Raw genomic sequence first — 24,410 nt, 5'->3', positions numbered from 1 at the left:
GCCGGACGCACGTCCGGTTATGGTGCGGCGATGATCGCGGCTTCGATCCGGTCGGTGGTCTGGCCCGTCAGGGTCTTGGCAATCTCGCCCACGAGACGGTCGGTCAGTTCGGTGTGATAGTGCTGGCGCATCTCGCCCAGCGTCTTCGGGTCGGCGATGACGAGCAGGGCTTCGATATCGCCGGCGATCGCCCGGGCATTGAGCCATTCGGCCGCCGCCGCGCCATGGGCAAGCTCGCCGAGATCGGTGCTGTCGGGCTTTCGACCGGAATCCTGATGCCGCACCCCGGCGCTGAAATTGGTGGGGTCGAGTTCGGGCTTGCCTTCCTCCGACAGCTTCGGCTCGAACATCTGGCCCGCGTTGCGAAACAGCGTGAAGTGCTCGCCGTCAACCAGAGCGATGTGGGCGTTGTGAGGCAGTTTCATGGTGGGCGTCCTTCGTTGTCGTTTTGCGTGATCGCCCCCGAATGCGGACAGCCTAACAGAAAAGCCCCGGAGGCGTGAACCTCCGGGGCTTCCTGTTGTCGGACCGCAAGGTCAGCCGAGCCCTTCGACAGGGCTCAGGGCATGCTTAGAAGCCCATGCCGCCCATGTCGGGCATCGCGGGGGCGGCCGGCTTGTCTTCCGGACGCTCGACGATGGCCGCTTCGGTGGTGATCAGCAGGCCGGCGACCGAGGCCGCATCCTGCAGCGCGGTGCGCACGACCTTGGTCGGGTCGATCACGCCGGCCTTCACCAGGTTCTCGTAGGTGTCGGTGGCAGCGTTGAAGCCCTGCGTTTCGTCATTCTCGCGCAGCAGGTTGCCCGCGACGACCGCGCCATCGTGGCCGGCGTTCTGGGCGATCTGCTTGATCGGGGCGGTGATCGCCTTGCGGATGATGTCGATGCCGCGGGTCTGGTCTTCGTTCGCGCCCTTCAGCCCTTCGAGAGCCTTGGTGGCGTAGAGCAGCGCGGTACCGCCGCCCGGAACGATGCCTTCTTCCACCGCAGCGCGGGTCGCGTGGAGCGCGTCGTCGACGCGGTCCTTGCGCTCCTTCACTTCGACTTCGGTCGCACCGCCAACCTTGATCACGGCCACACCGCCAGCGAGCTTGGCCAGACGCTCCTGGAGCTTCTCACGGTCATAGTCGCTGGTGGTGTTGTCGATCTGGGTGCGGATCTCGGCGACGCGCGCCTTGATGTCGTCAGCCGAACCGGCGCCATCGACGATGGTGGTGTTGTCCTTGTCGATCGAGACCTTCTTGGCCTGGCCGAGCATGCCGACGGTGACGTTTTCGAGCTTGATGCCGAGGTCTTCGCTGATCATCTCGCCCTTGGTGAGGATCGCGATGTCCTGCAGCATCGCCTTGCGACGATCGCCGAAGCCCGGAGCCTTCACAGCCGCAACCTTCAGGCCGCCGCGCAGCTTGTTGACCACGAGGGTCGCCAGCGCTTCGCCTTCGATGTCCTCGGCGATGATCAGCAGCGGACGGCCCGACTGCACCACGGCTTCGAGGATCGGCAGCATCGACTGCAGGTTCGACAGCTTCTTCTCGTGGATCAGGATGTAGGGGTTATCCAGTTCCACGGTCATCTTGTCGGGGTTGGTGATGAAGTAGGGCGACAGGTAGCCGCGGTCGAACTGCATGCCTTCGACGACATCGAGCTCGAACTCGAGGCCCTTGGCTTCCTCGACGGTGATCACGCCTTCCTTGCCGACCTTTTCCATGGCTTCGGCGATCTTCTCGCCGACTTCACGGTCGCCGTTGGCCGAGATGATGCCGACCTGCGCGATTTCCGAGCTGTCCGACACGTCCTTCGAGCGCGACTTGAGGTTTTCGACGACGGCGATCACGGCCTGGTCGATGCCGCGCTTCAGATCCATCGGGTTCATGCCGGCCGCGACCGACTTCATGCCTTCGGTCACGATCGCCTGGGCGAGCACGGTGGCGGTGGTGGTGCCGTCACCGGCAGCATCGTTCGCCTTCGAGGCCACTTCGCGCAGCATCTGCGCGCCCATGTTCTCGTACTTGTCCTTGAGCTCGATTTCCTTGGCGACGCTCACACCGTCCTTGGTGATGCGCGGCGCGCCGAAGCTCTTGTCGATGACGACGTTGCGGCCCTTGGGGCCGAGGGTCACCTTGACGGCGTTGGCGAGGATATCGACGCCGCGCAGAATGCCTTCACGGGCTTCGCGGCCGAACTTCACGTCCTTAGCAGCCATTTCGTTTCTCCTGAGATTGGGTTGTTCTTGAAAAGGAAGAAGGGGTCAGGCGGTCAGCCGACGATCCCCATGATGTCGCTTTCCTTCATGATCAGCAGGTCTTCGCCGTTGATCTTGACTTCGGTGCCCGACCACTTGCCGAACAGCACGCGGTCGCCAACCTTGACGTCGAGCGGGATGCGGTCGCCGTCGTCGTCACGGGCGCCGTCGCCCACGGCGATCACTTCGCCTTCGCTCGGCTTTTCCTGGGCGCTGTCGGGGATGATGATGCCGCCAGCGGTCTTCTGGTCGGCTTCGATGCGACGGACCACGACGCGGTCGTGCAGCGGACGAAATGCCATGTGTATGACCTTTCCTGAATTGGACTAGGGGTTGCTTGGCACTCTCCCCTCGAGAGTGCCAACGAGCGGCCATTTGGTCGCAGGGCGGGAATGAATCAAGCCCCGTTCAGGCAAAAAATTTCGCGGGCCGTGCGTTTTTAGGGGCGGGGTGGCCAGCGCGGGCGGGCTCGGTTATCCAGCCCCGCACATTCCCAAGGAACCACGCCGCACGATGACTGCCCCCAAGCTTCCGCCCCGCCTGTCCGCCACGCTGAGCGAGGAGATCAACGTCGCCGCCGAGGCGTGGTTGTGGCTCAAGACCAACCTTGCCCATCTGACCGGCGCCATGGCGGTGCTCGTCATCGGCGTGATCCTCGCCCGCGTGCTCTCGAAATGGGCCGACCGGGCGCTGACCGGATCGGAGCGGATCGAGCCGACCGTGGCGCGCTTCCTCAGCAACATCGTCAAATATGCGCTGTGGGTGGTGGTGGCGATCACCGTGCTCACCCAGTTCGGGGTGCAGACCACCAGCATCATCGCCGCGCTTGGCGGCCTTGCACTGGCTGTGGGCCTCGCGCTGCAGGGCACGCTGTCGAACGTCGCGGCAGGGGTGATGATCCTCATCCAGCGACCCTTCCGCGTGGGCGAGGCGATCGCCGCAGGCACCGTCAACGGGGTGGTGCAGGGGATCGGCCTGTTCACCACCGAGGTGCTCCAGCACGACGGGCTCTACGTGATGGTTCCCAACAACGAGCTGTGGAACAAGCCCATCGTCAACTTCTCGCGGATGCCGACGCGGCGGTTCGAGCTGCTGATCGGCATCGGCTATGACGACAGCATCGAGACCGCGCGGGCGGAACTGCTGGCGCTGGCGGGGGCCGATGCGCGGGTCCTGGCGGAGCCCGCGCCGGTGGTGTTCGTCTCGGCGCTGGCCGACAGCGCGGTGACGATGGGCCTCAGGGTGTGGTGCAACACCTCCGACTATCTCGCCCTGTCATGGGCCCTGACCGAGGCGGCCAAGCAGCGGTTCGACGAGAAGGGCATCACCATCCCCTTCCCGCAGCGCGAGGTGCGGGCGCTTCCGGTGAGATCCTAACCCCGCGTCAGCCCCAGCGCGTCGCGCCGGTGCCAGCGCCAGATCAGCCCGGCGGCGGCGAAGAACAGCCCCGTCGCGAGCCCGATCCACACCCCCGTCCCCTCGAGCGGGGTGAAGAAGCCGAGCCCCAGCGACAGGCCGATGCCGGGCAGCCAGTAGGAAAAGATCGCGATCCACATCGGCACGCGGGTGTCCTGCAAGCCCCTGAGCGCCCCCGCGGCGACGGCCTGCACCCCGTCGGCCAGCTGGAAGATCGCCGCCAGCACGAGGTATTGCAGCGCGAAGCCCACCAGCGCGGCATTGGCGGCGGCGTCGGGATCGACATAGATGCGCAGCAGCCATTCGGGGGCGAGGATCATCGCGCCGGCGGTGAGGCTCATGAACCCCGCGCCGATCGCCAGCGCCACCCATCCCGCCCGGCCCGCGCCGAGCGGATCGCGTGCGCCGAAGTGGTAGCCGACCCGGATCGCGGCGGCCTGTCCGACGCCGAAGGGCACCTGGAAGGCGAGGCTGGCAAGCTGGAGCGCGACCGTGTGCCCTGCCAGCTCCGCCGCGCCGAAGCGCCCCATCAGGAAAGCCGCCGCGCCGAAGATCCCCGCCTCGGCGGTGATGGTGAGCGCGATCGGCGTGCCGATGCGGGCGATCTGTTTCAGCCGGGCCCAGTCGGGCGACCAGAGCCGCCCGAATATGCGATAGCGGTGCAGCCGCGGGTCGAGCCGGATCGCCAGCACATAGGCGCCGAGCGTGAAGAACGCGGTGATGATCGTCGCCACCGCCGCACCGGCAAGGCCCATTGCGGGCGCACCGAGCTCGCCGAAGATGAAGGCGTAGTTGGCAATCGCATTCACGAAGATGCCGAGCCCGGTGATCGCCGTGGCGAAGATCGGGCGGCCCAGCGCCGAGACGAAGTTGCGCAGCACCGACGACAGCAGCATCGGCACCATCGAGAACACGATCACGGTGTTGTACTGGTTGGCGAGCGCGATGATCCCCGGCTGCTGGCCCGAGACGCGCATGATCGGATCGAGCATCAGGCACAGCCCCGTGCCGCCGATCCCCGCGATCACCGCCAGCCACAGCGCCATGCGCACCGAGCGCCGCACCGGCCGCAGCGCAGACGCGCGCGCGCCGACCGCCTCGGCGATCAGCGGCGCGACGGCTCCGGTCAGGCCCGTCAGCGCCCACAGCACCAGCCCGAACAGCGACACCGCCAGCGCCGATGCCGCAAGCTCCTGTTCGCCGAGGCGGGCGATGAAGATCACGTCGACGGCATAGGTCAGCATCTGCAGCAGGTTGGCAGCCGCCAGCGGTCCCGCGATCCCGAGGGTCGCGCGCAGTTCCTGCCCCCAGCCGGGCGTTTCGAGAGTGATGGCCTGTTGCATGGTCGTATCGGTGCTTGCCGTCAGGCAAGCCGGCCCGGATAGGCGCAGGGGTGATTCGGGGAAAGCGTAAAAGCCGCAAGCGGGTGCCGGTGCCGCTTCCCGGGATGGGGCGCACTCCCGACTCCGTGATCGGCGCCAACCCCGCCTGCGGCCTCAGTCGAGCCACTTGCGGCGGCGATGGGTGTCGTCGACCCGGCGCGCGGCGGGGCTGACGGCCAGTGCCACCATGACGAAGCCGATCTGGAGAAGATAGAATCTCTCGCCCAGCACCCCTGCCACCATCAGACCCGTCGTGCCCAGCATCCCGAGCGTCGCGGCGATGCAGATGAAGAGGAAGATGTTGTAGCGGCGGTGCTTCTCGGCGACCGGCAGCGGCACGCCTCCGCGCTGGCCTTCCGCCAGCCGCGCGGCCACGCGGCGCCGCCAGCGTCGCAAGGCGCGTTCGTAAGCCACGTCGTTGGCGAGGTTGAGCGCCAGCAGCGGCACGATCATCAGGAGCACCGCCGCCGGCATGGCTATGCCGCTGATGTGCGAAGGCAGGAACCACCCGAGCAGCATCGGGACGCCGATCAGTGCGGCGAAGATCGTGCTATGGCTGGGCAGGGTCACGAAGCCCGGTCCCAGCAGGCGCTCGACGATGGCGTTACCCTCGGCCTCGAGCATCGCCGCCTCGTCGGAGAGGATGTGGTACGGGGTGCCACCGGGGCCGTAGAACAGCCAGCCGGCCTCGCTGTCGCGGATCCAGCGCGAGATCCTGGCGCCCTGGGTTTCGCGGAAGATCTGCTTTTCCTGTTCGCTGCGCATTGCCCCAAGCTACGGCAAACAGGTAAAAAAAGGGCGACGCCATCGCTGGCGCCGCCCCTTTTGCGTCGATCCGAAAGATCGGCGACGAAGAGCTTACTTGAGCTCGACGGTGCCGCCGGCTTCCTCGATCTTCTTCTTGATGTCTTCGGCTTCAGCCTTCGACACGCCTTCCTTGACGGCCTTCGGCGCGCCTTCGACGAGCGCCTTGGCTTCGGTCAGGCCGAGGCCGGTGATGGCGCGGACTTCCTTGATGACCTGGATCTTCTTCCCGCCGTCGCCGGTCAGGATGACGTCGAATTCGGTCTGCTCTTCGGCAGCCGGGGCATCGACAGCGCCGCCCGGGGCGGCAGCCACGGCGACCGCGGCAGCAGCGGAAACGCCCCACGCTTCTTCAAGCGCCTTGGCGAGTTCGGCAGCTTCGAGCACGGTCAGCTGCGACAGTTCTTCAACAAGCTTGGCAATATCGGCCATGATGGTTCACTCCAAAATTGTGGCGGGACGAATTTGTCCCAACAGATTGTTTCGTCTGGCGAAAAGCGTCTCTTACGCTGCGTCCTTTTCCGCGTAGGCGGCGAAAACACGGGCGACCTTGGCAGCGGGGGCGGTGACGACCTGGGCGATCTTCGTCGCCGGGGCGTTGACCAGACCGATGAGCTTGGCGCGCATCTCGTCGAGGCTGGGCATCGTGGCGAGCGCCTTGATGCCGGCTTCGTCGAGCACGACCGAACCCAGCGACCCGCCGACGATTTCGAGCTTGTCGTTCGACTTGGCGAAATCGACAGCGGCCTTGGCAGCCGCGACCGGGTCCTTCGACCAGGCCAGCCCGACCGGGCCGGTGAGCATGTCACCGAGCCCGACATAGTCGGTGTTCTCGAGGGCGAGCTTGGCGAGACGGTTCTTCGCAACCTTGTAGGACGCACCAGCTTCGCGCATCTTCCCGCGCAGGTCGGTGGACTGGGCCACCGTCATGCCGAGGTTGCGGGTGACGACCACCACGCCGACCTCGGAGAAGACCGCATTGAGCTGGGCAACCGCGTCGGCTTTCTGCGAACGATCCATGCCATACTCCTTCACATTTGATCGCGGCGGGAATGGCTCCCCGGTCGCGACCGGCTACGTTGTGTCCGCGCGCGGAAGCCATGCGGCTCCGACGCGCGGGCGAGTCCGTCGATAGGGAAGGAGGGTGTGCCATCGGGCACGTGCAAGGCGTCCACGTTGGCGTGGGCCCCTCGCGTAAATCTCGTTTCCCCGTCTAGGCTGGAGATTAAGACCGGCAGATCCCGGTCACCAACTGTCTCGGACGGATGACGCGGCAAAGGCACGAGGCCCGCCGGTCGGGGCGGGCCTCTATAAGAACGCACGGCAAAGTCAAGCCGATTGCGGTTCAGCTCTCCTCGGCGCGGTATCCCAGCAGGTCGCCCGGCTGGCACTCCAGCTCGCGGCAGATCGCGGCGAGGGTGGAGAAGCGGATCGCCTTGGCCTTGCCGGTCTTGAGGATCGACAGGTTGGCAAGGGTGAGGCCCACGCGCTCGGCCAGTTCGGTCAGCGTCATGCGGCGGGCGTAGAGCAGGTCGTCCAGTTTGACCATGATGCGGGCTCCTTCGATGTCGTCCATGCTGGGGGGCATCACACGGTCCCTTCCAGATCTTCGCGCATCGCCGCGCCGTGGCGGAACACCCGGGCGAGGATGAACAGGACGAGCACCATGAGGATGCCGGTGATGTCGAAGGCGTCGCCTTCTAGCCGCAGGTCGACATCGTCGAGCTCCTGCGCCCACTCGGCGATCACCAGCGCCAGCGCGACCAGCGGCCAGGTCAGCAGTTGCGAGGCGAGCAGCAGCCAGGCCATCGCGCTCAGCCGCTCGGCATTGACCGGGACGAAGGGATCGCCCGCGCTCACCGTGTCGATGATCGCGCGCAGCTTGCCGAAGAACACGAACAGCGCCGCGAGGATCATGAACATGATGCCCAGCAGCCCGATCAGCGGCAGCATCGGGATTTCGCCGAGCGGCATCGGGCTGCCCGCCCTGACCCCTTCGAGCACCGCGTCCTCGAAGAAGATCAGGGCCGGCACGGCGATGGCGAGGGCAAGGGCGCCGACGGCCATTGCCGCCTGGAGCAGGATCGTCACGACCTTGCCTGACAACAGCAGCAGGTCGTTTCCGGGAGCGTTCATGGCAGGTCTCCTTGGCGGATCGCGGTTCAGGCGCTGACCGGCAGGTCGATCGCGGCCGGCACGGCGGCCTCGGCCGGCGGGACGGTGACGATCGCGCCGATCGACGCGAGCGAGAGGGCGAGGGCGGCAATGGCGGCGAAGGCCGTGTTCTGGAAGCGGGTCATATCGTTTTCCTTTCGGGGGCACATCGTGATTCGATAAGGAGTGTCTAAACCGAGTCGCGGCTTATCGTCAATCAATAATATTGAAAAACGATATTGGCCGCGTCGTTTTGCGGTAAGGCCTTAGCGCCGGCGCTCCACCGGGCGCACCCGCATTGACATCGCCGGGGGGCGCTCCTACATCGCGCGCTCTTGCCCGCTTCGAGCAAGACCGATTCATGCGCGGGGATCGGTCACCGGATGGAAGCGGCGACAGGCCATTTATCGCGACGCACATTGGGAGGCTGCTGCCGGCACCGCTTGAAAGGCGGAGTTGGGCATGCGGCTTTTGCGCGTTGCACATGGCCCCCCTTTCGCGTGGAACGAAGCGATTTTTCCCGTCCGCGCGAGCACCTCTCGCGCGGCCCAATTGAAGAGGCACGACCCCTCCATGGCCACCAAGGCGAAGCCGCCCGTCACCCGCAGCCGCAAGGCGCAAGGGACCGCCAAGAAGCGCATCCGCAAGATCTTCGGCGACATCCACGAAGTGGTGCAGATGCCGAACCTGATCGAGGTTCAGCGCGAAAGCTACGAGCAGTTCCTGCGCTCGGACAAGGCCACGGGCTATGTCTCGGGCCTCGAGAAGACCCTGCGTTCGGTCTTCCCGATCCGCGACTTCGCCGGCACCGCCGAGCTCGACTTCGTGCATTACGAGCTCGAGGAGCCCAAGTACGACACCACCGAGTGCCGTCAGCGCGGCATCACCTATGCCGCCCCGATGAAGGTGACCCTGCGCCTCATCGTGTTCGAGGTGGACTCGGAAACCGAAACCCGCTCCGTCCTCGATATCAAGGAGCAGGACGTCTACATGGGCGACATGCCGCTCATGACCGAGAACGGCACCTTCATCATCAACGGCACCGAGCGCGTGATCGTCTCGCAGATGCACCGTTCGCCGGGCGTGCTGTTCGACCATGACCGCGGCAAGACCCACTCCTCGGGCAAGCTGCTGTTCGCCGCGCGCGTGATCCCCTACCGCGGCTCGTGGCTCGATTTCGAGTTCGACGCCAAGGACATCGTCAACGTCCGCATCGACCGCAAGCGCAAGCTGCCGGTCACCGCGCTGCTCTATGCTCTCGGCCTCGATGCCGAGGACATCCTCGGCTATTTCTACAACACCGTGACCTGGGAGCGCGCCAAGGACGGGTGGAAGATCCCCTTCGTGGCCGAACAGTGGCGCGGCGCCAAGCCGGCCTTCCCGCTGGTCGATGCCGCCACCGGCGAGGAAATCTTCCCCGCCGGCCAGAAGATCAGCCCGCGTGCGGCCAACAAGGCCGCCAAGGACGGCCTGACCGAACTGCTGCTTCCCACCGAGGAAGTCGTCAGCCGCTATGCCGCCGCCGACATGATCGACGAGAGCACCGGCCGCATCTACATCGAAGCGGGCGATGAAGTGACTCTCGAGCACGTCGAGACCCTCGACAAGGCTGGCGTCGACCGCCTGCCGCTGCTCGACATCGACGAGATCAACACCGGCCCCTGGATCCGCAACACGCTCAAGGCCGACAAGGCCGAGAACCGCGACGAGGGCCTAGAGGCGATCTACAAGGTCATGCGTCCGGGCGAACCGCCGACGAAGGAAACCGCCGAGGCGCTGTTCGAAGGCCTGTTCTTCGATGCCGAACGCTATGACCTTTCTGCCGTGGGCCGCGTGAAGCTCAACATGCGTCTCGGCCTCGAGTGCGAGGACACCGTCACCACGCTGCGCAAGGAAGACATCCTCGCGGTGGTGAAGGAGCTCGTCGGCCTCAAGGACGGCAAGGGCGAGGTCGACGACATCGACAACCTCGGCAACCGCCGCGTGCGTTCGGTGGGCGAGTTGCTGGAGAACCAGTACCGCGTTGGCCTGCTGCGCATGGAGCGCGCCGTGAAGGAGCGCATGAGCTCGGTCGACGTGTCGACCGTGATGCCGAACGACCTCATCAACGCCAAGCCCGCCGTGGCCGCCGTGCGCGAGTTCTTCGGTTCCTCGCAGCTCTCGCAGTTCATGGACCAGACCAACCCGCTCTCGGAAGTCACCCACAAGCGCCGCGTTTCGGCGCTCGGGCCTGGTGGTCTGACCCGCGAGCGCGCCGGCTTCGAAGTGCGCGACGTTCACCCGACGCACTATGGCCGCATCTGCCCGATCGAGACGCCGGAAGGCCCGAACATCGGTCTGATCAATTCGCTCGCGAGCTTCAGCCGCGTCAACAAGTACGGCTTCATCGAGACCCCCTACCGCAAGGTCATCGACGGCAAGGTCACGGGCGACGTGATCTACCTGTCGGCGATGGAGGAGCAGAAGCACACCGTCGCGCAGGCCTCGGCCGAGCTCAATGAAGACGGCAGCTTCGTGGAAGAGCTGGTTTCGGCGCGTCACAACGGTGACAACCTGATGGCCCCGCGCGAGCACATCACGCTGATGGACGTCAGCCCCAAGCAGCTCGTCTCGGTCGCGGCCTCGCTCATTCCGTTCCTGGAAAACGACGACGCCAACCGCGCGCTGATGGGCTCGAATATGCAGCGTCAGGCCGTGCCGCTCGTGAAGGCGGAAGCGCCGTGGGTCGGCACCGGCATGGAAGAGACCGTGGCGCGCGATTCGGGCGCTGCGATCGCGGCCAAGCGCGGCGGGATCGTTGACCAGGTCGACGCTACCCGCATCGTGATCCGCGCGATCGGCGATGTCGAACCCGGCCAGTCGGGCGTCGACATCTACACGCTGCAGAAGTTCCAGCGTTCGAACCAGAACACCTGCATCAACCAGCGTCCGCTGGTGAAGGTGGGCGACGTGATCGAGGCCGGCGACATCATCGCCGACGGCCCCTCGACCGATCTGGGCGAGCTGGCGCTGGGCAAGAACAGCCTCGTCGCGTTCATGCCCTGGAACGGCTACAACTACGAAGACTCGATCCTGATCAGCGAACGCATCGTGAAGGACGACGTCTTCACCTCGATCCACATCGAGGAGTTCGAGGTCATGGCCCGCGACACCAAGCTCGGGCCGGAGGACATCACCCGCGACATCCCGAACGTCGGCGAGGAAGCCCTGCGCAACCTCGACGAGGCGGGCATCGTCTACATCGGTGCCGAAGTGCACCCGGGCGACATCCTCGTCGGCAAGATCACCCCCAAGGGTGAATCGCCGATGACCCCGGAAGAGAAGCTGCTGCGCGCGATCTTCGGCGAAAAGGCGAGCGACGTGCGCGACACCTCGCTGCGTCTACCCCCGGGCGTCGCCGGCACGGTGGTCGAGGTGCGCGTGTTCAACCGTCACGGGATCGAGATCGACGACCGTACCCGTGCGATCCAGAACGAGGAAATCGAACGCCTCCGGAAGGACGCCGCGGACGAGCGCAACATTCTCAATCGCGCGACCTACAACCGCCTGCGCGACATGCTCGTCGGCCAGACCGCTTCGGCCGCGCCGAAGGGCCTGAAGAAGGGCATCGAGATCACCGAGGCCGTTCTCGAGGATGTCGAGCGTCACGAATGGTTCAAGTTCGCGGTCGCCGATGACAGCCGTCAGGCGCAGATCGAGGCGGTGAAGAGCCAGTACGACGAAGCCGTCGCGCTGATCGACGCCAAGTTCCACGACCGCAAGGAGAAGCTGGAGCGTGGTGACGAACTCGCCCCGGGCGTGCTCAAGATGGTCAAGGTCTTCGTCGCGGTGAAGCGCAAGCTGCAGCCGGGCGACAAGATGGCCGGCCGTCACGGGAACAAGGGTGTGATCAGCCGTATCCTGCCGGTCGAGGACATGCCGTTCCTCGAGGACGGGACGCCGGTGGACCTCGTGCTCAACCCGCTGGGCGTGCCTTCGCGTATGAACGTCGGGCAGATCTTTGAGACGCACCTCGGCTTTGCCGCCCGCGCGCTCGGCCACGAGATCAAGGGCATGCTGGAGGAATGGCGCGCCGCCAACCCGAACGCCGCGTCCGACTATGCGGGCGTTGCCCCGCCTGCCGCGGTGCTCGAGCGTCTGAAGGACATCTACGGCGAGCAATATGTCGAGGATCTCGAAAGCCGCTCGACCGCGGATATCGTGGAACTCGCGGGCAACCTTGCGGCCGGTGTGCCGATGGGGACCCCGGTGTTCGACGGCGCGCGCGAGGCGGACGTTTCGGACATGCTGGTCAAGGCGGGGATCGATTCCTCGGGCCAGAGCGTCCTCTATGACGGCCGCACCGGTGAGGCCTTCGACCGCAAGGTGACCGTGGGCATCATCTACATGCTGAAGCTCCACCACCTTGTCGACGACAAGATCCACGCCCGTTCGATCGGCCCCTACTCGCTCGTCACCCAGCAGCCGCTGGGCGGCAAGGCGCAGTTCGGCGGCCAGCGCTTCGGGGAAATGGAGGTGTGGGCGCTCCAGGCCTACGGCGCGGCCTACACCTTGCAGGAAATGCTGACGGTGAAGTCCGACGACGTGGTCGGCCGCACCAAGGTCTACGAGGCGATCGTCAAGGGCGACGACACCTTCGAGGCCGGCATTCCGGAGAGCTTCAACGTGCTCGTGAAGGAAATGCGCAGCCTCGGCCTCAACGTCGAACTGAAGTCGATCCTCGACGAGGACGACGACGGCGAGATGCTGGAGGCAGCGGAATAAGGGGCGCGGGGGCCACACGGCCCCCCGCCACCGCCGCACACGAATTTCATCCCCCTAAGGGAACACAGTCATGAACGACCTGACCAAATTCACCAACCAGCTGGCGAAGCCCGAAACCTTCGACCAGATCCAGATCGGCATCGCCTCGCCGGAGCGCATCCGCTCGTGGTCCTATGGCGAGATCAAGAAGCCCGAAACGATCAACTACCGCACCTTCAAGCCGGAGCGTGACGGCCTGTTCTGCGCGCGCATCTTCGGCCCCGTGAAGGACTACGAGTGCCTGTGCGGCAAGTACAAGCGCATGAAGTACAAGGGCGTCGTCTGCGAAAAGTGCGGCGTCGAAGTCACCGTGACCAAGGTCCGCCGCGAGCGCATGGGCCACATCGAGCTGGCCGCGCCCGTCGCGCACATCTGGTTCCTGAAGTCGCTGCCCTCGCGCATCGGCCTGCTGCTCGACATGCAGCTGAAGCAGCTCGAGCGCGTGCTCTACTTCGAAAGCTACATCGTCACCGAGCCGGGCCTCACCCCGCTCGAGAAGTACCAGCTGCTCACCGAGGATGAACTCCTCGAGGCGCAGGACGAGTATGGCGAAGACGCCTTCACCGCCGACATCGGCGCCGAAGCCGTGCGCACCATGCTGATGCAGCTCGACCTCGAGGCCGAGCGCGACGCGCTGATGGACGAGCTCGCCACCACCAAGTCGGCGCTCAAGCCCAAGAAGATCATCAAGCGCCTCAAGGTCGTCGAAAGCTTCATCGAATCCGGCAACCGTCCGGAGTGGATGATCCTCGAAGTGATCCCGGTCATTCCGCCCGAACTGCGCCCGCTGGTGCCGCTCGACGGTGGCCGCTTCGCGACCTCGGACCTCAACGACCTCTATCGCCGCGTCATCAACCGCAACAACCGTCTGAAGCGCCTGATCGAACTGCGCGCGCCGGACATCATCGTGCGCAACGAAAAGCGCATGCTGCAGGAAGCGGTCGACGCGCTGTTCGACAACGGCCGCCGTGGCCGCGTCATCACCGGCGCCAACAAGCGTCCGCTGAAGTCGCTCTCCGACATGCTCAAGGGCAAGCAGGGCCGCTTCCGCCAGAACCTGCTCGGCAAGCGCGTCGACTATTCGGGCCGTTCGGTGATCGTGACCGGTCCGGAACTCAAGCTGCACCAGTGCGGTCTGCCGAAGAAGATGGCGCTCGAGCTGTTCAAGCCGTTCATCTACGCCCGCCTCGATGCCAAGGGTCTTTCCATGACCCTCAAGCAGGCCAAGAAGTGGGTCGAGAAGGAGCGCAAGGAAGTCTGGGACATCCTCGACGAGGTGATCCGCGAGCACCCGGTTCTCCTGAACCGCGCGCCGACGCTGCACCGCCTCGGCATCCAGGCGTTCGAGCCCGTGCTGATCGAGGGCAAGGCGATCCAGCTTCACCCGCTGGTCTGCTCGGCCTTCAACGCCGACTTCGACGGTGACCAGATGGCGGTCCACGTGCCGCTGTCGCTGGAAGCCCAGCTCGAAGCGCGCGTGCTGATGATGTCGACCAACAACATCCTCTCGCCCGCCAACGGCAAGCCGATCATCGTGCCCTCGCAGGACATGGTTCTGGGGATCTACTACCTCTCGATGGAGCGGCAGGAGAAGCACCCCGAGTTCATCGAGGAAGCCGACGGCACCAAGATCGAGAAGCTCCCGCGCTTTGCCGACATGGCCGAAGTGCACCAGGCGCTCGAGACCAAGGCTGTCACGCTCCACACCCGCATCATCGCCCGCGTTCCGCAGGCCGACGAGAACGGCAACGTGGAAATGAAGCGCTTCGTCACCACGCCGGGCCGCATGCTGATCGGCGAGTGTCTGCCGAAGAACCACAAGGTGCCCTTCGACATCATCAACCGCCTGCTCACCAAGCGCGAGATCGGCGACGTGATCGACCAGGTGTATCGTCACACCGGCCAGAAGGACACGGTGCTGTTCGCCGACGCCATCATGGCGCTGGGCTTCCGCCACGCGTTCAAGGCCGGGATCAGCTTCGGCAAGGATGACATGATCATCCCCGACGCCAAGGAGAAGCTGGTCGAGGAGACCAAGGAACTGGTTGCCGGTTACGAGCAGCAGTACCAGGACGGTCTCATCACCCAGCAGGAAAAGTACAACAAGGTGATCGACGCCTGGTCGAAGTGCGGTGACATGGTCGCCGACGCGATGATGGCCGAGATCAAGGCGCAGCCGATCGATCCCGAGACGGGCAAGGAAGCCCAGATCAACTCGATCTACATGATGAGCCACTCGGGTGCGCGTGGTAGCCCGGCGCAGATGAAGCAGCTCGCGGGGATGCGCGGTCTGATGGCCAAGCCTTCGGGCGAGATCATCGAGACCCCGATCATCTCGAACTTCAAGGAAGGTCTGACCGTTCTTGAATACTTCAACTCGACCCACGGCGCCCGCAAGGGCCTCGCGGACACCGCGCTGAAGACCGCGAACTCGGGTTACCTGACCCGCCGTCTCGTCGACGTGTCGCAGGATTGCGTCATCGTCGAGGAAGATTGCGGCACCCAGAACGCGCTCGAAATGCGCGCCATCGTGCAGGGCGGTTCGGTGATCGCCTCGCTCGGCGAGCGCATCCTCGGCCGCACGGTCGCGGAAGACATCGTCAACGCGGCGACCGGCGAAGTCATCGTTCCGGCGGGCACCCTGCTCGACGAATCGATGGTCAAGGCGATCGAGGCGGCGGAAGTCCAGTCGGCCAAGATCCGCTCGCCGCTGATCTGCGAAGCCGAACAGGGCGTTTGCGCGACCTGCTACGGCCGTGACCTCGCCCGCGGGACCCCGGTGAACATCGGCGAAGCGGTGGGCGTCATCGCGGCGCAGTCGATCGGCGAGCCCGGCACCCAGCTGACGATGCGGACCTTCCACATCGGCGGCGCGGCGCAGCTCAACGAGACCTCGCACCTCGAGGCGATCTCGGAAGGCCGTGTCGAATACCGCGACATGCCGACCATCACCGACAAGCAGGGCCGCATCCTCAGCCTCGCCCGCAACGGCGAGCTGGCCGTGATCGACGCCGAAGGGCGCGAGCGCGAGATGCACAAGGTGCCCTACGGGACCGTCCTCAAGTTCAAGGACGGCGACCATGTGAAGGTCGGCGATCGTCTCGCCGAGTGGGACCCGTTCACCCTGCCGATCATCACCGAGCAATCGGGCGTGGTGAAGTATCAGGATCTGGCCGAGGGCGTCACGCTCGAGGAGCAGGTCGATGATGCCACCGGGATCGCGCAGCGCGTGGTGACCGAGAACCGCGCCACCGGCCGCAAGAAGAAGGAGGACCTGCGTCCGCGCCTGACCCTTCTGGCCGAAGGCACCGGCGAGACCGAGGCGGCACGCTACATGCTCGCCCCGGGCACGACCCTTTCGGTGGCGGATGGCGACACGGTGCAGGCGGGCGACATTCTCGCCCGTGCGAGCCGCGAAGCCGCCAAGACCCGCGACATCACCGGCGGTCTGCCGCGCGTGGCCGAGCTGTTCGAGGCGCGCATGCCCAAGGACGTCTCGATCATCGCCAAGATCTCCGGCCGGATCGAATTCGTCCGCGAGTACAAGGCGAAGCGCAAGATCGCGATCATCCCCGAGGAGGGCGAACCCGTCGAGTACCTGATCCCCAAGACCAAGGTGATCGACGTGCAGGAAGGCGACTACGTGAAGAAGGGTGACACCCTGATTTCCGGCTCGCCGAACCCGCACGACATCCTCGAGGTGCTGGGCGTCGAGGCGTTAGCCGAATATCTCGTCAACGAGATCCAGGAAGTCTACCGCTTGCAGGGCGTGAAGATCAACGACAAGCACATCGAGGTGATCGTTCGCCAGATGCTGCAGAAGGTCGAGATCACCGATGGCGGGGACACCACCCTGCTGCCCGGTGAGCAGGTCGATCTGGCAGAGATGCTCGAGATCAACGCCAAGCTGATGCAGAGCGGCAAGGGCAAGGCGCCCGCGCAGGGCACCCCGGTGCTGCTCGGCATCACCAAGGCGAGCCTCCAGACACGCTCGTTCATCTCGGCGGCCTCGTTCCAGGAAACCACCCGCGTGCTGACGCAGGCGGCGGTCGAAGGGAAGAAGGACACCCTGATCGGGCTCAAGGAGAACGTGATCGTCGGGCGTCTCATCCCCGCCGGGACGGGTGCGGGCATGAACCGCCTGCGCGTCACCGCCAACAGCCGCGATGCGGCGCTGAAGGCGGCGTGGAAGCGCCAGCAGGATGCGCTCGCCGCTTCCGGCCAGCGCGAGGTCGAACCGGCCGCCGACGCGATCGGTTCGGAAGAGAAGATGAAGGCCGCGATGGCCGCGATGGCGGCCTCCGCCCCCGCAGCCGACGTCGAGGATGACGGCGAAGAGTAAGACCTCGCCCGCCACGATCGGCCTTGCACAGCCCCGCCGGAGTTCGCGCTCCGGCGGGGTTTTGCTTTCGGGGCAGCGGGCGCATTTTTCGATATTGCAAATCACTCGCAACTAGGTAGAAGAGGGCGTGCACGCATGACCCTATCTGACCGTAAGCGAGGTATGATGCCCCACCCCAAAGCCCCCACCGACGCCGCCCGCAAGACCATCGCGGCCCTCGCCGTCCCGCCGCGGGTGGAAAGGCTCGGGCCCATCGCGGGGCGCTTCATCCATGCCCTGCGGCTGATCGCGGTGCATGACCGTGTCGGCCGCGATCCGGTGCCCGAACTGGCGGCGCGCCTCGGCTCGGTCGAAGTCGCGGCCAAGGCGCTGATCCTCGCCCAGGCGATCGCCGCGACCTGGTCCGAGAACATCGCCGTCTCGCGCTTCTGCTGCCGCCTGCTCAGCCACGACGAGACGACCATCGGCGCCTTCGTCGATGCGGCGGCCGAGGGCGACCGGCGCGGCTTCGAGGCGGCGCTCGACGGGCTGGTCCGTGCCGATCGCGCGCACCGCCTGTGGGATGCTGCACTGGCGCTCGCCGCAGCCGAGATCCGCGCCCTCTGATCGCTTGCGGGGCGGGGCGGGGCGCTCTACCGCTTCCGCCATGACGACCACCCGCTTCGCCCCTTCGCCGACCGGCCGGCTTCACGTCGGCAACATCCGCACCGCGCTCCACAACTGGATGCTCGCGCGGCAGGCAGGCGGCACCTTCATCCTGCGCATCGACGATACCGACGCGGAACGCAGCCGCGAGGAATATGTCGAGGCGATCCGCGCCGACCTTACCTGGCTTGGTCTCGGCTGGGACCGCGAGGAGCGGCAGTCGGCGCGCCTTGATCGCTACGAAGCCGCCTTCGAGGCCCTGCGCGCGGCTGGGCGCATCTATCCCTGCTACGAGAGCGCGCAGGAGCTCGACGTCAAACGGAAGATCCAGCTCTCGCGCGGCCTGCCGCCGATCTACGACCGCGCTGCGCTGACGATGACCGACGAGGCACGGGCAGCGAAGGAGGCAGAGGGTATCCAGCCGCACTGGCGCTTCCTGCTCGACCACGACGAGCCCATACGCTGGGAAGACGGCATCCGCGGCACCCAGAAGTTCGACCCGGCACAGCTATCCGACCCGGTCGTCCGCCGCGCCGACGGGTCATGGCTCTACATGATGCCGAGCGCCGTCGACGACATCGACATGTGCGTGACGCAGGTGCTGCGCGGCGAGGACCACGTCTCGAACACAGCAGTGCAAATCCAGATCTTTACCGCACTTCATGCTGCAGGTTTTGCTGCAGCCGACGGTGCAGCAAAGACGCTTCCCGCTTTCGCTCACGAGGCGCTGCTGGTGGGGCGCGAGGGCAAGCTGTCCAAGCGCCTCGGCTCGCTCGCGTGCGATGCCCTCCAAGAGCGCGGGATCGAACCCGAGGCAATCATCGCCCTGCTTGCGCGTCTGGGCACGTCACAGCCGGTCGAACCGATCGTCGACCGCGCGCAACTGATCGCCGGCTTCGACCTTGCGACCTTCGGCCGCGCGCCCGCGAAGTTCGACGAGGACGATCTCGAGCGGATTAACGCCGGCATCGTCCACCAGCTTCCCTACGAAGCGGTCGCGCCCCGCCTGCCCAAGGGGATGGATGCAGCCGGCTGGCATGTGGTCCGTCCGAACCTCGCCCATGTCGCCGAGGCGGCGGAGTGGTGGCGACTGGTCACCGGCCCGATCGGTCAGCGGGAGTTCGCGGATGATGACAGGGCATTCCTCGCCGAGGCGGCGCGAATGCTGGCATGGGGCGAGGAACCGTGGGCGGCGCTCACCGCGGCGCTAAAGGAGACGACGGGTCGCAAGGGCCGCGCACTGTTCCTGCCGCTGCGTCAGGCGCTGACCGGCATGGATCACGGCCCGGACATGAGCGAACTGCTACCGCTGATCGGCGAGACGGAAGCCCGAGCAAGACTGACCCGCGCCGCCGACTGAGGGGTTGTAATCTGCCATTTGATTGACGATGGTGCCAGAAGAGGACAAACAAGTAAAAAGTAAGTATTTGATATACTTATCATATATACATTTCGAAGATTGAAATTCCACTTGCCATGCCCCCAAGTCTGAATTGCTTAGAAGATTTGGGTCTCTAATCACTGTTTCAGGCACATTCATCATGTAGCACGATGTATCGTTCCAATGCAAGTTTTTTGGTTCGATTTATTTGTGGCTCCTTGTTGCAATACGTACCCGTTTTGTGTCCTCGCAGTTCGATCGCGCCATGGGATGGTGCCTTCGGCCATGAGCCGCTGATCGTGCTCCCCCAGTCGGAGATCTGTCGAAAAGGGCAAAGTATCGGCGGCGTGCCCGCTGGCAGATTGATTTGCCCTCAGAGCCTGATGTTCAGCCGCCACAATGCGAGGTGATCCCCCGCAGGGTATATTGCGGGTTTATACCTTGCAGGGTATAGGGTGGCCAGCGGAGGCGGTGATGGATCAGCTCGTAAGACTGCCGAGGCAGCTAGGTGCAATCATCCAGAGCGCGCGCGTGCGGCAGGGAATGACCCAGTCAGACCTGGCCGGCATTTCCGGCACACAGCAGAAGACCATATCAGCCATCGAGAACGGCAGCGTTGGAGTAAAGCTCGGCACGCTGCTCCGCGTGATCGCGAACCTCGATCTCGATATCAAGATCGGGCCGCGAGAGCGTGGCCCTTCCATCGAGGATGTCTTTTAGGGCCATTCAGTGGCTTTCCCCTGCAACCCATTCGCGCGCCTTTAGCGGCGTTCCGCGCAAGCTACGACGCCACCTGGCGACGTTAAGAGATACAAAAGGTCAGTGCGCTACATAGAAACTCGCACGATATCTGAGCTGTAGATATCAACGGTGCGCATAACCCCAGACGTAGCGACGGGCCATGACACGATCTCAGCACGGCGATTTGGCGAAACGCTATCTTCTGGAGGACCTGCCTGGCGCGTCTCAATTGGGCGCTCGCTTGAACGGGATCTTGTTGAAGATCGATTCCGGCGAGCAAGTGACCGCGTTACAGCGACAGTTTCTTGTCTCCACGGGTCTTCATGCACTCTGCGCCTTGGCTGATGGCAAGATCAATCAGGGAGAGTTTTCCTCCCGGGCCGAGCAGGAGCATGCAGTACGCATCGAGGAAGCTTCGGCGAAGGCTGTGAAGGATGCTGCTGAAAGGGCGGCGTGCGATGAGGCAAAAGCCGCTGCGATCAAGGAGACCTTTGCCGCTATGGCGAACGATCCTGTGCTTCGGCGAAAGCGTGAAGCACGGGAACTGCGACAGCGCTTCGACATAGGATATGTCGAAAGCGAGGACTATCCGCGCGTGATGGCGCTTCTCAGGCAAGTCGCCAATCGGCAACGCCTCAAGGCCGAGGACGTCGCATGGCTGAAGACCGAGGCCGATGACTGCTGGACAGACGCGCTGCAGAGAGCCTTCCACGAATTGGAAGCGGAAGCTCTGACGAAAGCATGGCAAACCAGCGGTGATCCCTGGGACGCTGTGAACGCGAGTGCGCATTGGCGCAAGGCAGACCGCCCGGAGGAAGCCTTGCGCCTGACCGAGGCAGCGCGGGCGCAGATCGGGCCAAACCCCAAGCTAATCTCGGCCTTGGCAACAACGCGCGGCGGAGCAATGCGTGACCTGCGCCGCCTCGACGACGCAAAGGCATTGGCATGCGAAGCGCATGGATTGACTCCGAGCGACTTCAGGCCCTGCACATTGTTGGGCGCAGTCCACATCGAGCTTGGTGACCTCCAGGCAGGGCGCGAATGGTATGCCAAGGCCGAGAGCCTTGGCGCATCGCGCCAGGCGATCGACAATGATTTGCGCAGTCTGCTGCCGCGCTTGTCCACTGAGGAACGGCAGCGCATCCGCGAATACCTGCTTCGCCACGATCCTCAGCGCTTTGCCTGGCTCCGGCGTTGGCCCGGCACCGGTCAATCGCCTTCGCATCCAGAGTCCGCGCACTCGATCAAGAGCAGAAACGACAACGCATTTGTGGAGGCTGGTCAGCATGATCATCGTACCCGATGATCCAGGTCCTGCGGGTCCTGAAGATGTGTTCAAGGCGGCCGTCCGAAAAGTCTTCGACGGTGATGGCTTTCTGGCAAGCGTCTGGCATCCCTACCGCCAGGCCTGGGTCGAGCGCGTTCCGTTCCGCTTTGCGTTCATCGACGCGCCCGAAATGGAGCAACCATTCGGTCAGGAAGCCAAGGACTTTCTCGCCGGTCTCATTGCAGGCAAGGAGCTCCGGCTCGACCCAATCGGCAAAGCGTCGACCGGTTACCTCCCCATCGACCAATACAAGCGGTTCTTATGCATGGCATTCCTGACCGAGCAGATGGATGCCGGGGCGGTTGACTATTTCCACCAAGGCAAGCGGGGCGGCGGATCGGTCAAGCGCGCGCGCCCCGTCACGCGCAACATCGAGCTCGAAATGATCGTGAACGGTTGGGCGTGGGTGGCCGAACAATACACGTTTGATCGCGAGAATGAGTATTTTGCGGCGCAAGACGATGCACGCCGTGATCGGCGAGGCCTTTGGGCAATGGACAATCCCGAGCCGCCGTGGAGCTTCAAGCGTCGGCAGAGACGTCGGAGCAAGGTGTTTGAGGGACAGGGTCAATTGATCTGACTCGAGATTGCCGAGTTTGCCGCGCGCACCTCGATCTGTGGGCCAGCGAGAGCTGGAGCGCCAGCGCGTTGGTTTATCAATAGCAGAAAATGCTAAGTCTGGCTTAGCGAAATTGATCAAACTTAAACTCGACGTTGGTTTGAAAATGTGCCATAAGACTAAGCATGGCTACGCGTTTTGAGGGAAAGCTAAACCAGTTGCAGCAAAAGCTCCCCGAGGGGCTGCTGGTGGATGCTGCCTGGCTGGAAGCTCAAGGCTATTCTTCCGCACTCCGCAGCCAGTATGTGCATGCAGGATGGCTCCATAGCCCCGCGCGGCGCGTCTATCGCCGAACCCAATCCCAGCTGACCTGGGAACAGGTCGTCATATCGCTTCAATACCTCATGGACCTGCCGCTCACAGTAGGGGGGCGCACTGCGCTCGAGGAGCTTGGCTACGCGCATTACCTCTCCGCGCAGATGCGCGAGGTTCACCTGTATGGACCGACCCGCGCCCCGACCTGGCTGGACCACCTGCCCCTCGATATAGACTTCCGGTGGCACAACAGCCTGCGTTTGTTTCCGGGCGATGCTGATGCCCCCGCAGCGCCGCAACCTGTGATGTACAGTGCCGCCGGGATGAGCCTCCCAATACGATATTCCAGCAAGGAGCGTGCGCTGCTCGAACTTCTCGACGAGCTCCCGAACCGCGAAAGCTTCCACCAGGTCGATATGCTGATGGAAGGCATGACCGACCTCAGCCCGCGCCGGTTGCAGACCCTGCTCGAAGCCTGCGCCAGCGTGAAGGTGAAGCGGCTTTTCTTCTTCTTTGCCGACCGGCACCGCCATGCCTGGCGATCGCGGCTCGACATGGAGCGGGTCGATCTAGGGGCGGGCAAGCGCGTTCTCGTGAAAGGCGGCAAGCTCGATCCCACATACCAGATAACCGTCCCGTCTGACCTGGGAGGTCAATGAGGGAATGCCTTTCCTTGATACCTACCGGCAGCAAGTCGCGCTCCTGATCCGCACCATCCCTTTTGTCGCCAGGAAGCAGGCATTTGCCCTGAAGGGCGGGACTGCGATCAATCTGTTTGTGCGCGACATGCCGCGCCTGTCTGTCGACATTGATCTGACCTATCTGCCGGTCGAGGACCGCTCCACATCGCTCAAGGCCATAGATGCCGCCATGATGCGAATTGCAGAGCAGATTGGCGGCGGCATTCCAGGCGCGAAGATCAATCCGTCCCGCTCTGCTGGCGACGACATCGTCACCAAACTGATCGTCCGTTCCGGGGATGTGCAGATCAAGATTGAGATCACGCCGGTATTGCGCGGCACAGTCTACGAACCTGCCATCACGCCTGTGGTGGCAAGGGTCGAAGAGGAATTCGGCTTTGCCGAAATGCAGGTTGTCTCCTTTGCCGATCTCTATGCCGGCAAGATCGTCGCGGCTCTTGATCGCCAGCACCCGCGCGACCTGTTTGATGTGCGCGACCTTCTCGCACACGAGGGCATAGGGGACGAACTGCGCCGGGCATTCCTTGTCTATCTCATAAGCCATAATCGGCCGATGGCAGAGATCCTCGCCCCCGCACGAAAACCACTGGCAGAGGAATACGCGCGGGGGTTTGTCGGCATGACCATCGAGCCAGTCGACCTTGCCGAACTTGAAGCCGCGCGCGAGGCGCTGATCACTGCGATGGTCGGTGAAATGCCCGAAGCTCATCGGCATTTCCTGGTCGGCTTCAAGAAAGGCACGCCCGATTGGGACCTTCTCGGCATACCTGGAGCTGACAAATTGCCTGCCGTTCTTTGGAAGCGACAGAACCTCGATCGACTTCCTGACGGGAAGCGAAATGAACTGATATCTGCCTTGGAGAATGTGCTGTTTGCCTGACCGTGTGCGTGGCTCGCTTGTGCCAGACCATGCAGGCCGGATGCCCGACTTTCGCCGCTGCCAAGGCTCGCAACCGATACTGTTTACGTCGCCAAGGAGGGCTCGGCGAAGCCTGGGCTCGTGACGATAGATGGGCGCAACCGAGTCGCTCAGATTCCGTCCGCAAACGTCGCCATAATGCGGCGCTGCTGCCGCTGATCACCGACGAAATCCAGCCTTGGCTGCCCGCTCATGGGAACTGTGCCCAACTCGATGCGTCCCGGTGCGTCCATAGCCGTCCACGCGTCAAATAGAACGGTTTATGATCCCGTTTTGTTCTTTCCTACAGCCCGGCGTCGCACATAGCTTCTGAGGGTCACTGAAGCTCAGGCAGAGGTGTCGGGTTGAATGAATGATCGCCGTGCGGCTCGCCGTGCGGCGGCCAACCCACCACTCCGGAGGGGAGTGCGGCGCCAGTGACAGAACCTTGAATGAAGAGGAATCTGTCATGTCGAATACCGAACTGATTACCTGCCAGGAGGTCCTGCGCCTCACTGGTATCCGCAGCCGCTCCACCATCTGGAGGAAGATGCGCAAAGGGGGCTTCCCCCACCCTGTCGACATCGGCGGCGGACGCATTCGCTGGCGCGCCGCCGACATCTCGGAATGGATCAACGCCCTTCCGCTGCGCCGCTACTGACCCCCTCATTTGGCGGGCCGTGGCCCGCAGAAAGCATCCC

At 64.3% G+C, this 24,410-nt stretch carries 20 protein-coding genes and 1 pseudogene; 11 read left to right on the top strand and 10 right to left on the bottom strand.

Annotated features, from left to right (window positions below; genetic code table 11):
* Positions 1 to 17: 17 nt before the first annotated feature.
* From CBR61_RS00490 to groES, 3 genes are all read right to left on the bottom strand, one after another.
* A complete protein-coding gene (locus CBR61_RS00490) occupies positions 18 to 425 on the bottom strand; it encodes a host attachment protein (RefSeq protein ID WP_088912596.1) in 408 nt (135 codons plus the stop codon).
* Positions 426 to 570: 145 nt separating this feature from the next.
* Positions 571 to 2,202, bottom strand: a complete 1,632-nt coding sequence (gene groL, locus CBR61_RS00485; RefSeq protein WP_088912595.1) for a chaperonin GroEL — start codon at positions 2,200 to 2,202, stop codon at positions 571 to 573.
* Positions 2,203 to 2,255: 53 nt separating this feature from the next.
* A complete protein-coding gene (groES, locus tag CBR61_RS00480) occupies positions 2,256 to 2,543 on the bottom strand; it encodes a co-chaperone GroES (protein WP_088912594.1) in 288 nt (95 codons plus the stop codon).
* A gap of 211 nt (positions 2,544 to 2,754) precedes the next feature.
* On the opposite strand from groES, the gene CBR61_RS00475 reads away from it, so the two are divergent.
* A complete protein-coding gene (locus CBR61_RS00475; protein WP_088912593.1) occupies positions 2,755 to 3,618 on the top strand; it encodes a mechanosensitive ion channel family protein in 864 nt (287 codons plus the stop codon).
* Here CBR61_RS00475 and CBR61_RS00470 read toward each other — a convergent pair.
* The 7 genes from CBR61_RS00470 to CBR61_RS16680 all read right to left on the bottom strand — a co-directional run bounded on the left by CBR61_RS00470 (position 3,615) and on the right by CBR61_RS16680 (position 8,143).
* Positions 3,615 to 5,000: an MATE family efflux transporter gene (locus tag CBR61_RS00470; RefSeq protein ID WP_088912592.1), complete on the bottom strand. Its 1,386-nt coding sequence runs from the start codon at positions 4,998 to 5,000 to the stop codon at positions 3,615 to 3,617. The two genes, CBR61_RS00475 and CBR61_RS00470, sit on opposite strands and share 4 nt — an antisense overlap.
* 153 nt (positions 5,001 to 5,153) lie before the next feature.
* Complete coding sequence (locus CBR61_RS00465) at positions 5,154 to 5,804, bottom strand: hypothetical protein (RefSeq protein WP_088912591.1); 651 nt, start codon at positions 5,802 to 5,804, stop codon at positions 5,154 to 5,156.
* A 93-nt stretch (positions 5,805 to 5,897) separates the two neighbouring features.
* Complete coding sequence (gene rplL / locus CBR61_RS00460) at positions 5,898 to 6,275, bottom strand: 50S ribosomal protein L7/L12 (RefSeq protein ID WP_088912590.1); 378 nt, start codon at positions 6,273 to 6,275, stop codon at positions 5,898 to 5,900.
* A gap of 72 nt (positions 6,276 to 6,347) precedes the next feature.
* Complete coding sequence (rplJ, locus tag CBR61_RS00455) at positions 6,348 to 6,863, bottom strand: 50S ribosomal protein L10 (protein ID WP_088912589.1); 516 nt, start codon at positions 6,861 to 6,863, stop codon at positions 6,348 to 6,350.
* 325 nt (positions 6,864 to 7,188) lie between these two features.
* Positions 7,189 to 7,431 (bottom strand): helix-turn-helix domain-containing protein, encoded by a 243-nt coding sequence (locus tag CBR61_RS00450; protein WP_233996790.1) that lies wholly within the window; start codon positions 7,429 to 7,431, stop codon positions 7,189 to 7,191.
* Complete coding sequence (locus CBR61_RS00445) at positions 7,431 to 7,979, bottom strand: DUF2975 domain-containing protein (RefSeq protein ID WP_088912587.1); 549 nt, start codon at positions 7,977 to 7,979, stop codon at positions 7,431 to 7,433. The genes CBR61_RS00450 and CBR61_RS00445 overlap by 1 nt, the downstream gene beginning before the upstream one ends.
* A 26-nt stretch (positions 7,980 to 8,005) precedes the next feature.
* Positions 8,006 to 8,143 carry a hypothetical protein gene (locus tag CBR61_RS16680; protein WP_157696452.1) on the bottom strand — a complete coding sequence of 46 codons (138 nt, stop codon included), beginning with the start codon at positions 8,141 to 8,143 and terminating at the stop codon, positions 8,006 to 8,008.
* Between the two features lie 427 nt (positions 8,144 to 8,570).
* Here CBR61_RS16680 and rpoB point away from each other — a divergent pair, with 427 nt between their 5' ends.
* The 10 genes and pseudogenes from rpoB to CBR61_RS00395 all read left to right on the top strand — a co-directional run bounded on the left by rpoB (position 8,571) and on the right by CBR61_RS00395 (position 24,370).
* Positions 8,571 to 12,761 (top strand): DNA-directed RNA polymerase subunit beta, encoded by a 4,191-nt coding sequence (gene rpoB / locus CBR61_RS00440; protein ID WP_088912586.1) that lies wholly within the window; start codon positions 8,571 to 8,573, stop codon positions 12,759 to 12,761.
* Positions 12,762 to 12,831: 70 nt separating this feature from the next.
* Positions 12,832 to 16,984, top strand: a pseudogene (gene rpoC, locus CBR61_RS00435) (DNA-directed RNA polymerase subunit beta'); the annotation flags it as partial.
* A 323-nt stretch (positions 16,985 to 17,307) separates the two neighbouring features.
* Positions 17,308 to 17,748 carry a DNA-directed RNA polymerase subunit beta' gene (locus CBR61_RS00430; RefSeq protein ID WP_088915376.1) on the top strand — a complete coding sequence of 147 codons (441 nt, stop codon included), beginning with the start codon at positions 17,308 to 17,310 and terminating at the stop codon, positions 17,746 to 17,748.
* A gap of 40 nt (positions 17,749 to 17,788) precedes the next feature.
* Positions 17,789 to 19,147, top strand: a complete 1,359-nt coding sequence (gltX, locus tag CBR61_RS00425; RefSeq protein WP_088912584.1) for a glutamate--tRNA ligase — start codon at positions 17,789 to 17,791, stop codon at positions 19,145 to 19,147.
* A 495-nt stretch (positions 19,148 to 19,642) separates the two neighbouring features.
* Positions 19,643 to 19,888: a helix-turn-helix domain-containing protein gene (locus CBR61_RS00420; protein ID WP_157696451.1), complete on the top strand. Its 246-nt coding sequence runs from the start codon at positions 19,643 to 19,645 to the stop codon at positions 19,886 to 19,888.
* A gap of 277 nt (positions 19,889 to 20,165) precedes the next feature.
* A complete protein-coding gene (locus CBR61_RS16675) occupies positions 20,166 to 21,215 on the top strand; it encodes a hypothetical protein (RefSeq protein ID WP_157696450.1) in 1,050 nt (349 codons plus the stop codon).
* Entirely contained in the window at positions 21,196 to 21,816 is a 621-nt protein-coding gene (locus tag CBR61_RS00410; RefSeq protein WP_088912581.1) for a thermonuclease family protein, read from the top strand. Before CBR61_RS16675 ends, CBR61_RS00410 begins: the two co-directional genes overlap by 20 nt.
* Before the next feature lie 164 nt (positions 21,817 to 21,980).
* Positions 21,981 to 22,769: a type IV toxin-antitoxin system AbiEi family antitoxin gene (locus CBR61_RS00405; protein ID WP_088912580.1), complete on the top strand. Its 789-nt coding sequence runs from the start codon at positions 21,981 to 21,983 to the stop codon at positions 22,767 to 22,769.
* A gap of 4 nt (positions 22,770 to 22,773) precedes the next feature.
* A complete protein-coding gene (locus CBR61_RS00400) occupies positions 22,774 to 23,691 on the top strand; it encodes a nucleotidyl transferase AbiEii/AbiGii toxin family protein (protein ID WP_088912579.1) in 918 nt (305 codons plus the stop codon).
* A 487-nt stretch (positions 23,692 to 24,178) separates the two neighbouring features.
* Positions 24,179 to 24,370: a helix-turn-helix transcriptional regulator gene (locus CBR61_RS00395; RefSeq protein ID WP_023836545.1), complete on the top strand. Its 192-nt coding sequence runs from the start codon at positions 24,179 to 24,181 to the stop codon at positions 24,368 to 24,370.
* Positions 24,371 to 24,410 lie beyond the last annotated feature (40 nt).

The sequence above is a fragment of the Porphyrobacter sp. CACIAM 03H1 genome (genome assembly GCF_002215495.1).
Taxonomy (GTDB): domain Bacteria; phylum Pseudomonadota; class Alphaproteobacteria; order Sphingomonadales; family Sphingomonadaceae; genus Erythrobacter.
Note: the sequence above shows the minus strand (reverse complement) of the source record. Positions and strands in the feature narration are given on the sequence as shown.